Source organism: Plantactinospora mayteni, from assembly GCF_016862935.1.
Taxonomy (GTDB): Bacteria; Actinomycetota; Actinomycetes; order Mycobacteriales; family Micromonosporaceae; genus Plantactinospora; species Plantactinospora mayteni.
Map to the genome: position 1 here is coordinate 103,838 of NZ_BONX01000028.1, position 15,070 is coordinate 118,907.

A 15,070-nucleotide genomic window follows, 5' to 3' on the forward strand; every position below is an offset into this window, starting at 1 on the left:
GAAAGCTAGATGAGCCATACATACTACCAGTCCTCCGGGAAGCGGCTCGGGTTCGCCTCGATATCCAGCCACGGCAAGAAATTCTGGCAATGCCTGGTACAGGGTGCCATCGGCGTACCATGCGGTTTACCGAACGCACCTCCCACGGTGATCGACCGCATGGTCGACCCGCGAAACGGAACCCCCTCCTTGTATGCCTGCGAAATACAGTGCATCTCCGCACACTTCAGATGCCGATTGTTCCCGGTGGCCGCCTTATAGCTCTCGGCAAGTTCTTTAAGGTTGATATTGTTAACACCATTGTGACCATAGAACTTTCGTCCACTCGGAGTCGTCATTTCCGTCGCAACCTTGATAGGCTGACCATTCGGAGCATTCTTGTTAACCAAGCCGTCCGCGTAAGCCCTGAGCGCACCTCCTGATCCCGCGGAAAGAGAAGATCGCGCATTGGTGAGTGCCATCTGGCCGGCGGCCTTTAGGCCGATTCCTGCACTCCAGGCGACTCCGGCACCGAAGGCAGCCGCTCCGAGGAGCGCTCCACCTGCGCCGAGTGCGGCACCTATTCCTCCCCCGAGGATCGCTTCGCCTGCAATTTGCCAGCCGCTTTCGTCTTCGGCATCGAGGGCATTGGTGACGAGAGAGCCGACGGCGCCACCGACGAATCCGCCGATGGCCGCACAGCCGACCGCGCCTACTCCCCACGTCCCTGCGGTGCACAGTGCGCCGACGGCAACGCCAGCGGCGATGCCTGCGGCGGCGCCGACCTTTCCGGCGTTGCGGCACCAGAAGCTCGCTTGGCATTCGCGCTGCTTGCGTACACGTTCGCGAGCTTGATCGACAACCTTCTGCGAGCCCGGATTGATCTTGGTCCTGGTGTCTGGCCACTTACCCTTGTTGACCTCGGGGTTGGCCTTCGGCACGTTGCTGCTGCAGTCGATGGTGCCGGTACCGCCACCACAGTCCGGCCGCAGGCCGGTCGGGTCGGAGTTGGTGATCGGACTGTTGTAGCTGTACGCGTATGGGTTCCACTGCTGCGGATCGGACAGGTCCAGCACCGGGTCCACGGAGATGAACCGGCCCAGGACCTTGTCGTACTGCCGGGCCCCGATGTTGACCAGGCCTGTCGGATCGATGTCACCGCCGACGAAGCCCTTGTTGTTGACCCAGACGGGATTTTCGCCTCGGGCGTCGCCGTACGGCGTCTGCCGACGGACCGTAACCGCCTGGGTACCGGCGTTGATCGCGGTCTGCTGAGTGCCCTGGTGATCCGGATAGAGCCAGGTCAGATCGGTGATGCTGGAGGCACCCTTGCGGCTGGCGCAGATCGTGCCGGCGAAGCTGTAGTACCTGGTCCCGGTGTTGACCCCACCCTCGCGGCGGATCTCCTGTCCCGGCAGATACAGGGTCGTCCCGGTCGCGTCACGCCGGATCAACCGCACGCCTTCGGCGTCGTAGATGTTGGTCTCGATCGTCTGCCCGCCGGTAGCGACAGTGGCGAGTTTGCCCTCGGCGTCCCAACCCAGGGTCTGACTGTTCGCCACGGTGGCACAGTCGTTCGCGTTGGTCCCCGCGGGCCGGCAGGTGGTGTTGCCCGCCTGGTCGTAGCCGTACCTCGAAACCACATCCGGCTGCCCTGGAGCGGCGGTGGTCATCGAGGTGACCGCGTGCGGCCGGGCGACACCCTGCCCACCGGTCGGCAGAGCGTAGTTGCGGGTGGTGTCACCGCCGGCGGTGTGACTGGTCTCGGTCAACCGGGAACCGGTCGAGTCGAAGGTCCAGTCGTGCCAGTACGGCGCCGGGCCGCCCAGATTGGCAACCGTCGGATCGGCCTGGCAGTTCACCCCACTCTTCGGCGTCCAGGCGGTCGCCAGCCGGCCGAGGGCGTCCTGCCGGAAACACTGGGTATCTGCCTGCCCCACCTCCGGGGTGTCGGCAATCGAGGTGATGTTTCCGGCATCGTCATAGCTGTATGCCCGGTCGGAGACGGTACCGGCGACGGTCTCCCGCTCCACCGTGGTTCGGGTGACACGTCGGGTGGCCTCGTCCCGATAGACCCGGTCCTGGGTGTACCTGCCGCTCGGCATCTTGTAGATCGAGCCCGAACGCTCGCCGTACGCGGTGTACGAGGCGGTGGCCATGGTGCCCGCCGAACCGGTGAGACTGGTGTCCAGCCGGATCGGCATACCCGTCGTCGAGTCGTAGTCCGTCGTCAACTGCTCCGTGACAAGCCCACCGGCCCCGGGATACGACATCGACGTCTGGGTACCGGTGAATGCCGAGTAGCCGTACGCGTAGATGTACGTGGCGTCGAGACCCGTCTCCACCGCTGGAATGACGTAGTCGACCCCGCTCGGCTGGTAACGGTTGTTGAACTGGGCTACCCGCCACCGGTAGGCGTTACTCGAACCGGCCGGCTCGTACCGGATGGCCTGGGCCAGGTGGCCCTTGAAGCCGGGCTGGCCGCTGAAGAGGGTGTCGTACTTCCACTCCGCGCGCAGTGCACCGGTGGCGGAGTCGTCCCGCAGCTGCGTCTTGCGACCGATCTGGTCGTAGACGTACCACAGCGACTCGCCACGAGCGTCGGTCGTCTTGACCAGCTCGTCGTAGTCGTTGTAGGTGCTGGTGGTGACGCCCTTGTCGGGGTCGGTGACCCGCCACTGCCGGCCCTGGACGTCGTACTCGTTGATCCACTCGTTTCCGGCCGTGTCGATGGTCTTGACCATCTGGTCCTTGTGGTTGAAGACGTACCTGGTCTCCTGGTACGCCCCAGTGACGCCCGCTGGTGTGGTGTGCTGCCGCACCGCCACGGTCCGGTCCTGCGTGTCGGTTACCGTCGTGGTGGGAGTCGCGCCAGCCGGCGGGGTGACCTTGGTGAGGTCGCCTTCGTGGCTGGTGGTGGTACGCCACTTCTCGACCAGGTTGGTGACCCCGTCCCCGGCCAGGAAGATCTCTGCGGTCGGCCGGGACGCACGGTCGAAGAGGGTCTTCGACACCGCCGCCACGGACCATTCCGGTTCCCACCACAACACACCCGTTGGCGCACCGGGCTTGGCGCGCGCACCGTAGGAGACCGCCGCTCGCCCGAACTCGTCGTAGATGGTGTCGGTGACCACCCGGTCGCCGCTGCCGCCAAGCGAGATCGACTGGCTCTGCCGAGGACGCAACAGGGCGTCGAGGATCTGGAACGAGGTGATGTAGTTGCCGTCCGGGTTCAGCGTCAACGAACGGACGAACGGGTAGGCGTCGCGGCCCGACGCGTACGTGTAGTAGTACTGCGCCGACGGCCGGTTCGGATTCGCGGACTTCAACCAACCGAAGTCCCACACCTTGGCGACGCGCCCGAACGCGTCGTACTCCACCTCCGAGGTGGTCTTCCCGTTCTGGTCGGTGCCCTTGACGGCCGAACCCCAGTACGGGTTGAACTCCTCGCTGGTTACCCAGTTGAACGGCGCCGGTCCGGTGGTGGTGGCCTTGCTGACCGGCCCGCCGACCGTCGGCGTGTAGGCGGTGGTGGTGACGTTGCCCTTGATGTCGGTGTTGGTGAGCTGCCGCCCGGTGCTGTCATAGGTGGCTTGGGAGACGGTGTGCCACTCCGTTCCGGTGGCGCGAGCCCAGTCCTTGAGTTCCTCGGTCCTTGTTACGGACCCGAACTTGGGTGCGGTGTCGACGCTGGTGGCGCCGTCGTAGTAGTTGCGCCCGTCGGTGATCATGTCGTGGACGCTGGTCGGCAGTGCGTCGCAGGTCACCGCGGTGGTGGTGGTCTGCTTGACGAGCTGGGTGAGGTTCTTGGCGAGGTTGCGGTTGTAGCTGTAGGTGACGCACTTCTCGTCACCGGTCTCGGCGATGTCGCCGTCGTCCTGGGACCAGTTGATCGTGCCGTAGGTGTGGTCGAAGTTCTGGTTGCCTCGGGAGACCCGCCACCCCCGGTCGCCATCGACACCGAGCGCGGTGGCGGTGTAGGTGGTCTGAGTGTCGGTGAAGCGTGCTTCCACCAGGTCACCGTTGATCGTACGGCTGGCGGTCGGGTTGGAGCGCCACGGGACGTGCACGGTCTTGGAAACCGGCTTGGTGTCGACACCGTTGTAGACGATCTGCTCGCGGATCTGCCCGGCGAACTGGTCCTCGTCATAGACGGTTTCCGAGCCCAGTGACGCCGGCACCGGCACCGTGCGAGTACCGCCCGAAGGGCCAGCGCGGTCACCGTGCATGCCACGCATGAAGGTGGTCACGGACAAGGTCCGGGTCGCCGGGTCGTCACCCACCCGAGTCTTGACCTGCGCGTAGCCGCGCCACTGGCTCCACGTCTTGCGATCCGGCTTGGACAGGCCGTCGTCGTCGGCGTAGTGCCAGGCCGGACTTCCGACATATTCGTACCAGGTGTGCTTCGACGGCGCCTGGTGCCCGTCTTTCAACTGCACGTCGTCCTCGGCGACATGCTCGACCCGGTACTTGTGCCACCACTCGGTGACCAGTGCCTTGCCGGTCGGATCAGCGGGGTCGGGCACCTTCACCGGATAACAGCGCTTGGTGTTGGTGTGCGGCGCAAGCGTCTCCACCATTGCCTCGGTGCACTCCGGCAACGAGTAGTCGACCTTGATCCGCGCGCCGGTCTCCGTGACGATGCTGGAGATCCGAAGCCAGTTGTCGGTGGTGCCGTGTTCGGTCAACACCCGGTTCGGCAGTGACTCGGCCTCGAACGTCACCGGCGGCAGGTTCACCGTGCCGCCCACCAACCCCGCGTGGTCGATCCGGTCCAGCCACAGGCCCTCGTGAGTGGAGTCCGCCGTCGCGGCGAACGTGTGCGACAGTGTCCACGACTCCACGTTCTGCCAGGCCGGGGGCGCCTTGGTCGTGTCCCACACTCGGGTGGTGATCTTCTTCAGCCGCTTCGAGGTCCAGAACGTCGGGGTGTACTGCTGCGGGCACGATGTCGCCGACGCCTTACAGTCCTGGTCCCAGGGAGTGTCCTTCCAGCTCTCCTTCACCGGGGCGGACTCGGTCCCGCAGTTGGCGGTGCACCGCATATCGGTCTCGAACACCACCTGGGCATACGGGGTGACACTGCGCTCGGTCACGTCGTGCGTCGCGGCGGCACGGTCGTAGGTGCCGTAGTCAATCCGGGTCAGATAGCCGGACCGGTCGTACTCCACGTCGTCAGAGTCGGTGGCGTTGCGGGCGTACTTGTTGGTCTCCTTGCCATACCACAAAGACATCGTGTTGCCGCGCACGTCCACGACGTAATCGAGATTCCACCGCCACGCCTGGACGCAGTCGGAGCCGGCGAAGGTGCTCTTGCGGCACGGCTCGCCCGAGTGGTTGCCGAAGACCGGAACGGTCAAGGTCGAGTTCGTCCTGCCGCTCTGGCCCGGCAGGCTGTGCAGGCCGAAGAAGTACTGAGTACCGTCGGTGGTCGTCACCTTCCAGTACTCGCCGACGTCACCGTAGGCCGGATCACCCGCGTCGCCATTGGACGCCCCCGTCAGCTTCTCGATCTTCGACCCGTCCTCGCCGCGGGAATGCCACCCCTTGCCGGCCTGGAAGATCAGTTCACCGCCGCGGCCGTTGAGGCTCATCGTCGCGTTGTCCGACCGCCAGCACTGGTCACCACTTGAGGTGGGGCTGTTCGCCCCGTCCTTCGAGTCCTCCGCACACGGCACGTACCGACGCTCGATGTAGCCGGGCGAGTAGTCGAACCCCTCCCCGATCCACGACGGCTGGTTGTTGGTGACCTCGGAACGGCCGTCCACGGACGACGACGAGTAGGCCAGCGAGATGTCCGGCACCGGGCCCGTCGCCGGCGGCATCCGCACCGGGTAGTTCCAGGAGAAGTCACCCGACGACCCCCCGGCCGACCACGTCGACGAGGAAGCCAGGCTGGTGGCGGCGAAGTCACCGTCGCTGCCATCCGCACCCGCCGCGAGCACCACGAACGAGTCGGCCGTCTCGGCCACCGACGGGTCCAGCGCCCGAACAGCGGCTGGCGATGGCGACGGCGGCACCTCCACTACAGCCGACGCCACTCCCGACGCCAGGTCGTTGGAGGTACGCAGAGGCGTCGACCTGCATGGCGGCGCGTCAGGGGTGGTGAGCGCGCAGGCCGGCACCTGCCACAGGCGCAGCCGAGATGCCCACGATCCACCGGCCGCGTACCGGAATCCGCTGTAGTCCACCGACAGCTTCGCCGCGCCACCGCTCGCCCCGGATGGGACGCCCACCTTCAGCACCAGGCCGTCCCGCCACGCCTGCGGGACACTGTCGCGATCGACGACCTGTAGATCAAGAGCGGCCAGGCGGCCGCCATCGGCGCTGTCCACCCACACCGGCATACTTCCGGCTTTGACGCCCATGCCTGCGGCCTTGCGCGCGTTAGCCGCCGGAAGTTCGACCCGGGCAGTCGCGGGATCCGGCCAGCGCGGTGTCGGGGCTGGATCGGAGGTGACCCGCTTCTGCGACCAGGCCCGGCCCGCCACCGGCCCACCATCGCGGTCGAGCTTCTCCGCCGGGATTGCCGCAGGCTCTCTCGACGGGACGTCCGGGGCAGCCCGCCCCGGACTGCCTGGCAGCAATGCCCCCAGCAGTGCCGCAACCAGCCCGACGACCACCCAGCGCCGATTACCGGTGGCGGAATGCCACCGATGTCCGCGCCGCGAACCGCGTACCGACCCTGCGAACATCACGTGTCCCTCCCCGAACGAATCCCGCCACCACGTCTTGAGAGCGAATCGATAGCTGTCACCCGGTCACCGCCGCCACATGACTTGCCCATTCGTATCGAGCAGGACGAGTTCCCCGTCATCGCGGAGCACCAGGCGATCGGCGGAGCTCCCCCAGGTTTCGGTATCCCACAGAGCGATGTCGTCGGCGCTGTAGAGCACCACGTTGCCGTCGACCTGGAAGAGCAGGTGTGCACCGGGATTGCCCCAGGTCGCGGTGTCCCACAGCGGATAGCCAGCCTGATAGAGAACCAGGTTGCCGTCTCTCTGCATCAGAAGCTGATAGTTGCCGATGTCCGAGCGAAGATACTGGGCCTCGTACAGCTCCTCCCCACGCGTGAGCACATTCGTCCCCGGGGTCACCGGGATCTGCGCGTTGTACCACTCGAACATCGAGGCATCGCTCATCGCCCCCTGGAAAACCGCGACATCGTCGATGCCGCCGGTCCACTGGTCCATGATCCCGTCGTGCCACAGCACCCGACCGACGAGCAACGGACCGGACGAGCTCATGGGCCTGAACGAAATTGTCCGCCGGCCTTCCAGTTCACCGTTCACGTAGAGGCGGATCTCGCTGCGGGACGCGTCGTACACACCCGCCAGATGCGTCCACACCCCGGTCTCCGGCACCGATGTCGAACTGACTCCCGTCGAGACAGAGGGATTGACATCCTCAACGCTCACGTTGAACTGCCACTTGCCGTCCGCAGAGGAGTACTTCAGCCAGGCCGCACTCTCGTGCGCCCCTCGCTGAGCCACGGCGGTACGCATCCCGTCCAAGCGGTCCAGCGTCACCCACGCGGACATCGTGAAGGAGTCGTCGGTACGCAGCACCGGCGTCTCCTGCCAGGTAGTGAACTCCCGACCTTCGCTGTCGGGGGGTGTCACGCCCGTCTTGACCGCACTACGGCCGTACTCCTCGGTCGGCTCGGTGTAGCCCTCTTCCGGGAAGTACTCGTAGTCCAGCCAGAGACCGGAACCGCTGGTCGAGCGCCCGGCCCCGACAGCGGCCCCCCGGGTCAGCGACAGCCACCGGCCCCACCCCGTCACTGTCTCCGGCACCTCACAGGTGTCCTTCAGGTTGGCCAGATAGCAGGGTCTCGCAGCCTCGAAGTCCCAGTTCCCCACCTGGACCGGCGCCAGGATCCCCGGCTCGTTGAATCCGCCCGAGAGCGGGTCCATCGCCAGTTGGCCGGTGAAGTCATGCCGCACGAGCACCCGGTCGAAGGCCTGGACGTCAGCGATAGCGCCATTCCACCAGAGCGCGGCCGCGCCGGAATTGAAGCTGTGACCCACCACGAGCCGACCCGACGCCGCCCACGGCGCCGATCGCCGCGGTCCAGTACATCGACGTCACCGTGTCGTCGCACGACCAGGAGTGGTCGAGTTTCATCTGCACATAGGCCGACTCAACATGCTTACCTCGCAAGGAGACGCCGTTGGCCGTCGTCGAAAACTGGAAGAACGACCGGTAGAGGGCACCGGTATCCGGGTTCAACCCGACCCGGGCCGCGCTGTAGTCGGTGTTCGACGAGCCGTTGTTGGTCGCGTACGCCCACTTCGTCTTGTAGACAGACCAAGCCGGATCGACATACAGCGGGAACACCGTATCCGGCGCGGTGAGGAACTCCGCGTCCGGGCGCAGCAACAGGTCGCTACCCGAGACCTCCACCTCCACCGGCGCGACCCTGGCAGCGTCGCCGGCCGCCGCAGCTGTCGACGCCAATCCCTCCGGCGACGCCTGCGTCCCAGCGGACCGCCCCGCCCCTTCCGTGCGCGAGTCCCACATCACCGGGGGCTCCGCCGAAGCGATCTCGCGTGAACCCACCATCGCCCGAAGCTGTCCATCCGGATCGGGAAGCACCCGCGCATCGCCGCCGAGCCCGAACCGGATCTGACGCACAGCCGGATTCGCTGCGGCACTCGCCGACTTCACCACGAAAACATGGCTGAACCCCGTCCAGGTCGCTCGGACCACCAGGTCCACATCGGGCAACACGTTCGGGTACGTCGCCGAATCACCGGAGACGGTCGGGGTCGGCAGCGCACCACCCGGCCACGACATCACCAAGGCCCGGCCATCGCTGACCAGCGTCGCCAGCGGACCAGGACCACCGGCCGAAAAGGCCACGTCGGCCACTGACGCGGCTGGCCGCCACAGGCCGTCCTCGGCACGGACAAGGCCCAGATCGACGTCGACCCAACTCCCCGCCCGGTGGGTCCGCTGCGGTACGGCTGCGGACTCGAACAAGAACCGGCCGTCCGGCTGTGCCACCACCTGGGCGAACTCCGTCTGCGACCCGTCGACCACGACAGGTTCATCACAGGCCACAGCCAGCGCGGACGCCTGAGCCTCAGAATCAGCGACTCCCGTGCAAACCGGGGCCGGAGCCGCCACAGCAGCACGCCACGGCCCGGGATCGACCAGGCCGCTTCCGGCCGCCACGACCACCGCCACCACCCACAGGGCCAGTCCGCGCCGTACCCGACGCCGGACACCACATCGCGAAGCGGAACTGGCCGCCACCAGACCGGGCGAACCTGCACCATCACGCCGAAATTTGGGCGCCCAGGCACCACGCGCCGCAACCCCCCGTGATTGATTGATGACAACGTGCGCAGACTGTACAGACATCGAAGATCAGCGGTAAAGAGCCGTTACAACTGGTAATCACAAAACAGGCAAAGGTCTTCATCTTTATCGGACAGAGGCACTCGGCGCAGCGCTCGCCCACCACGTCGAGCACGCGGCGGCCAAGCCCTGCGACGTCCTGCGGCTCACCGAGCCGATCGCGGCCGGATATCCCGCCGAGAGGGCTGCGTCGGATGAGAGTCCTGATGTCGGACCGCTGTGCCAGACTGGCGCCGTACGGGAGGCGAACCGACAAGACCGCGACGACGAGCCGGAGGTGACCATGACCGCAGCGGTGTTCAGCCACAGCGGGCCGTGGACCGAAACGGAATATCTCGCCCTTGGCGAGACCCGGGATCGCGTCGAACTCTTCGACGGGAGCCTCCACGTGACACCTGCCCCCACCCCTCGGCACCAGCACATCTCGCGTCGCCTCGGCAACGCGTTGGAGACCGGCGCCGAAGCCGTCGGACTACATGTGCTGGAGGCCGTGAACGTCCGCCTGCAACCGGGTCGGATTCCGATCCCCGACCTGGTGGTCACCGGCGAGATCGACTTCGACGAGCTGGTCGTCGACGGTACGGCGGTCCGGCTGGTCTGCGAAATCAGCTCGCCCAGCAATGCCGCCACCGACAAGGTGCTCAAGATGCACTACTACGCCACCGCTCGGATCCCCTGGTATCTCCTGGCGGAGCAGGACACCGGCACACTGCGACTGCACCGCCTCGACGGCTCCCACTACGTCGAGCACGCGGTGGCGAAGCCCGGCGATGTCCTGCGGCTCGCCGAGCCGATCGCGGCGGAAATCCGGCCGGAAGGGTTGCTCCCCGGGCGCTGACCCCACCTCCTCGCATAAGGTCGTCCATGATCGGTTCGACCGCGGCCGATCGGTGACCGGGCGACTGCGACGAGGAGATGCCGATGGCCGAGTTCGACGTGGCGACGGCGGCGGTGCAGGCGGCCCTCGACGCCGGGGCCCGGTACGCCGACGCGCGGGTGATGCACCGCCGGTACGAGTCGATGTCCGCCCGCAACGGCGAGATCGAGTCCCTCATCCAGGACGAGAGCGCCGGGATCGGGGTACGCGCACTGGTCGGCTCGGGGTGGGGCTTCTACGCCGTACCCGATCTCTCGGAGTCGGCGGCTCGGGCGGCGGGTGAGCGGGCCGCGCGGATCGCCGCCGCGAGTGGCCGGGTCGCGGGTCCCGGCAGCAGTCTGCTGCCGGTGCCGGCCAGCACCGGGTCGTGGAGTTCGCCCTGTGCGGTCGACCCGCTCTCGGTGCCGCTCTCGGAGAAGGGCGATCTGCTGGCCCGGGCCACCGGGACGTCCCGGGAGCACGGCGCCGACCAGGCCGAGGGGCTCTACCAGATCTGGGACACCCGCAAGTGGTTCGTCTCCAGCGAGGGGCACCGGATCGACCAGCACATCCGGGAGTCCGGGGCGGGGATCTCGGCGACCGTGATCGGCGACGGCGAGACGCAGCGCCGCTCCTATCCGAGCTGTCGGGGCCAGTACGGCAGCCAGGGCTGGGAGCTGGTCGACTCGCTCGACCTGACCGCGCACGCCGCCCGGATCGCCGAGGAGGCCCGGGAACTGGTCACCGCGCCGCTCTGCCCGGCCGGCGAGACCACGCTGATCCTCGGCAGCGAGCAGATGGCGTTGCAGATCCACGAGTCGGTCGGGCACGCCATCGAACTCGACCGGATCCTCGGCTGGGAGGCCGCCTTCGCCGGTACCTCCTGGCTGGACCTCGACCAGCTCGGCGCGCTCCGCTACGGCTCCGAGCTGATGAACGTCACCATCGACCCGACCATCCCCGGCGCGCTGGGCAGCTTCGGCTTCGACGACGAGGGGACCCCGGCGGCCAAGCGCGACGCGGTCCGGGAGGGGCGCTGGGTGGGCACCCTCGCCGGGCGGGACTCTGCGGCGATCGCCGGCCTGGACTACGCCGGCAGCGTCCGGTCCGACGGCTGGGCCCGGCTGCCGATGGTACGGATGACGAACGTTGGACTGGAGCCGGGCCCGCACACCCTGGACGAGATCATCGCGGCCACCGACGACGGTGTGCTGATGGACCTCAACCGCTCCTGGTCGATCGACGACAAGCGGCTGAACTTCCAGTTCGGCTGCGAGATCGGCTGGGAGGTCAAGAACGGCCGGCGGGGCCGGATGCTGCGCAACCCGACGTACACCGGGATCGGTCCGCAGTTCTGGCGGTCGATGGACATGCTCTCCTCGGAGACCGTCGCCTGGGGTACGCCGAACTGCGGCAAGGGGCAGCCGGGGCAGATCGGCCACACCGGCCACCCCGCGGCCCCCGCCCGGTTCACCAACGTCCGGGTCGGAGTGCGCGGGTGAGCGCGAGGTTACGGAGGCAGCGATGACATCACCACTCGATCTCGCCGGCCGGGTCGTCGAACTGGTCCGGCAGGTCGCCGGGCCGGGTGCCGAGGCGGAGGTCGGCACCGAGTACGCCGAGTTGGCGCTGACCCGGTTCGCGAACTCCTTCATCCACCAGAACATCGCCGAGGCCGCCACGACGGTGCGTCTGCGGCTGCACCTCGATGGGCGTACCGCCACTGGGTCGTCCACTGTGGTCAGCGGCGAGGGAGTGCGTGACCTGGTCGAACGTACCGTCGCGGCGGTCCGGCACTGCCCACCCGACCCGGGCTGGCCGGGGCTGACCGCACCGACCACCATCGACGGGAGCGGCAACTGGGACGAGGCCACCGCCGCGGCCGGGCCGGAGCAGCGGGCCGAGCGGGTACGCGAGTTCGTCGAGACGGCCGGTGGGCTGGAGGCGGCCGGCTACTGCCGTACCGGGCAGCGGGCGGGGGCGTTCGCCAACACGGCCGGGCACTCGGTGACCGGGCGGAGTACCGAGGCGGCGATGGACGGGATCGCCCGGTGCGGCGGTGCGGACGGGATGGCCCGGCTGGGCTCGTTCCGCCTCGCCGACCTGGCCGGCGGCATCCTCGGCGCGCGGGCGGCGGTGAAGGCGCGGGCCGGAGTCGCCCCCGTCGAACTCCCCCCGGGGCGGTACGAGGTGGTGCTGGAGCCGACCGCCGTCGCCGACCTGTTGCAGAACCTCTCGACGCACGGCTTCAACGGCAAGGCGTACAACGAGCAGCGCTCGTTCGCCGTACCCGGGACGGAACAGTTCGACCGGTCGGTGACGCTGGTGGACGACGCGCTGGCCGGCCCGGCGCTGCCGTTCGACGCCGAGGGCACCGGCCGGGCCCCGGTCGCGCTGGTCGAGCACGGCATCACCCGTACGGTCGCGCACGACCGGCGGACCGCCGCCGAGGCCGGCACCACGTCGACCGGGCACGCCGTCCCGGGCGGTGCGGTCACCGGGGCGGTCCCGCTGCACCTCGGGCTCGCGCCGGCCGGGTCGCCGAACGGGGTGACCCGGCCGGGTGAGGTCTCCGGACCGGTGGTCGACGCGGACAGCGCCGCGCTGGTCGCCCAGGTACGACGCGGGCTGCTGGTCACCGACCTCTGGTACACCCGGGTCCTCGACCCGAGGAGTCTGGTCGTCACCGGACTCACCCGTAACGGTGTGTGGCTGATCGAGGACGGTGAGGTGGCCGCCGCGGTACAGAACTTCCGGTTCACCCAGTCCTATCCGCAGGCGCTCGCCCCCGGCGCCGTACTCGGGATCGGCCGGCACCCGGTGTTGCAGTCGCAGACCTTCAGCAGCGCCTGGTGGTCGGCGCTGCCGCTCCGGCTGGCCTCGTGGAACTTCACCGGCGGCGCCTCCGGCTGACCCCGGCACACCCGACGCCACGACGGGTTCTGCCCCTGGCACACCCGGCGCCACGGCAAGTTCTGACCCTGGCACACCCGACGCCGCGGCGGGTTCTGCCGGTGGCCGGGAGCGCCAGGCCGGGCAGGTCGGCCCGCGCAGGGGGATGCCCGGATCGCGTCACGGTGCTTCACTGTGTGGCGTGACGGACGACGCAACCACCCCCGCCGCCGACGACGTACCCCCGGATGCGCCGGCTGGCACCGACCAGTCGGCCAAGCAGCGACGTCAGCTCGACCCGGCCGCCCGACGGCGCCGCCGGCTGACCATCGGCGGAATCGCCGGCGCGGCGGTCCTGGTACTGCTGGTCTGCGGCTGCCTCGGCGCGTTCGCGGCCGGCCTGGGCCGGTTCGCCCGGGAGTCCGACCGCGAGCGGACGGCGCAGGCCCGAGGCGACTCCGCCTGCCGTGAGCTGGAGAAGCGGCTCAACCGGTTGACCCCGCCGGGTGCCACCGGTAGCCCGGGCGAGCGGGCGGCGGCGATCCGGGACGAGAACGCCGCCGTACGGCCGTTCCTGTCCGAAATCGAGCGACTACGCGGCTGGTGGGACGACGACCGCGACGACGACCCGGACGAGGGGCGGGGTGGCCGTGGCGAGTCCTGGCAGCGGCTGGTCGACGCCCGGACCAGCTACGCGGACGCGCTCGACCGGCAGGTGACCAACGGCGAGCCGGCGTTCTTCATCGCGCCACGCGATCCGGCGGGTCGACCGCTGGTGGACCGGTTGCAGCGCGGGCCCGACGAGTGCGCCGCCGCCGCCCGCAGACTCGCCGCACCCGACCTGTAGTCGGTTCGCGTTCCGCTCCTGAACACCTCGCCTTCCGCTCGGCCACGCTGATCCGGGTGCACCGGCACGGTGGGTGGTGTCGAGTGAAGTTGTGCACAACCGCGCCCAGATCCGGGAGCAGGACTTTCGTAATCGGCATGAAACCCGCGAGACTCCCTTGCGCATGTGCCTGTCAACGTGCGGCGTAACGTGTGCACCGACGCGGACGCAGGTAGCGCGGCTGCGGGTCTTCCCCTGCCCCCGCGCGCCCCGCCGGAACACCATCCGTGCCCGTCAGCCAGACCGGGCCCCGTCAGGGAGACATAGATGACTACGAGGACGGCCCCACCTCCGGCCGGACTGCCGGGGAGCGTGCGTCAGCGCGCGGCCATCACGGCAAAAACCCTGCGTACCGACCGCTGGTGGTTCGCTCCGCTGCTCACCGTGATCGGGCTCGGCGCCTGGGTCACGTACGCCACGGTGCGGGTTTTCATGCACGACTACTACTGGGTCGAGGACTTCCACTACCTGACCCCGTTCTACTCGCCGTGTGTGACGCAAGCCTGCATCCCCGAGGCGGCGCACTTCGGCCGGGTACTGCCCGGCTGGTGGATCATCCCGGATGCCGCGCTGACCCTGCCGTTCCTGCTGCTGTTCCGGCTCACCTGCTACTACTACCGCAAGGCGTACTACCGGTCGTTCTGGCTCTCGCCGCCGGCCTGCGCGGTCCCGGACGGGCACAAGACCTACTCCGGCGAGACCCGCTTCCCGCTGGTCGGGCAGAACCTGCACCGGTACGCCTTCTACGCCGCCGTGATCATCTCGCTGATCAACTCCTGGGACGCGGTGCTCGCCTTCCACAGCCCGAAGGGCTTCGGCTTCGGGCTGGGCAACCTGATCCTGCTCGGCAACGTGGTGATGCTCTGGGCGTACACGCTCTCCTGCCACTCCTGCCGGCACATCGCGGGCGGCCGGTTGAAGCACTTCTCCAAGCACCCGGTGCGGTACCGCTTCTGGACCTTCATCTCCAAGCTCAACGTCCGGCACATGCAGCTCGCCTGGATCACCCTGGGCACCCTGGCGCTCACCGACTTCTACGTCATGGCACTCTCCGCCGGCTGGTTCAACGACCTGCGGTTCATCAACTAAAG

The 15,070-nt window shown here is 68.2% G+C and carries 6 protein-coding genes and 2 pseudogenes; 5 read left to right on the top strand and 3 right to left on the bottom strand.

The features are described 5' to 3' along the window. Positions 1–23 precede the first annotated feature (23 nt). The 3 genes and pseudogenes from Pma05_RS21085 to Pma05_RS42650 all read right to left on the bottom strand — a co-directional run. Entirely contained in the window at positions 24–6,602 is a 6,579-nt protein-coding gene (locus Pma05_RS21085) for an RHS repeat domain-containing protein (protein WP_425567763.1), read from the bottom strand. 462 nt (positions 6,603–7,064) lie between these two features. After that, positions 7,065–8,033 (bottom strand): annotated as a pseudogene (locus Pma05_RS42645) (LamG domain-containing protein); the annotation flags it as partial. Between the two features lies 1 nt (position 8,034). Further along, positions 8,035–9,174: pseudogene (locus tag Pma05_RS42650) on the bottom strand (LamG domain-containing protein); the annotation flags it as partial. Positions 9,175–9,628: 454 nt separating this feature from the next. Between Pma05_RS42650 and Pma05_RS21095 the strand changes: the two are divergent. The 5 genes from Pma05_RS21095 (at position 9,629) to sdhC (ending at position 15,068) form a co-directional block, all read left to right on the top strand. After that, the gene (locus Pma05_RS21095) at positions 9,629–10,183 is read left to right on the top strand and encodes a Uma2 family endonuclease (RefSeq protein WP_203859234.1); all 555 of its coding nucleotides are present in this window, start codon (positions 9,629–9,631) and stop codon (positions 10,181–10,183) included. Between the two features lie 83 nt (positions 10,184–10,266). Then, a complete protein-coding gene (locus tag Pma05_RS21100; protein ID WP_203859160.1) occupies positions 10,267–11,703 on the top strand; it encodes a TldD/PmbA family protein in 1,437 nt (478 codons plus the stop codon). 22 nt (positions 11,704–11,725) lie between these two features. Further along, on the top strand, positions 11,726–13,114 hold the full coding sequence (locus Pma05_RS21105) for a TldD/PmbA family protein (protein WP_203859161.1): 1,389 nt from the start codon (positions 11,726–11,728) through the stop codon (positions 13,112–13,114). Positions 13,115–13,295: 181 nt separating this feature from the next. Beyond that, positions 13,296–13,940 carry a hypothetical protein gene (locus tag Pma05_RS21110; protein ID WP_203859162.1) on the top strand — a complete coding sequence of 215 codons (645 nt, stop codon included), beginning with the start codon at positions 13,296–13,298 and terminating at the stop codon, positions 13,938–13,940. A gap of 306 nt (positions 13,941–14,246) precedes the next feature. Further along, positions 14,247–15,068 (top strand): succinate dehydrogenase subunit SdhC, encoded by an 822-nt coding sequence (sdhC, locus tag Pma05_RS21115; protein ID WP_203859163.1) that lies wholly within the window; start codon positions 14,247–14,249, stop codon positions 15,066–15,068. Positions 15,069–15,070: the final 2 nt, after the last annotated feature.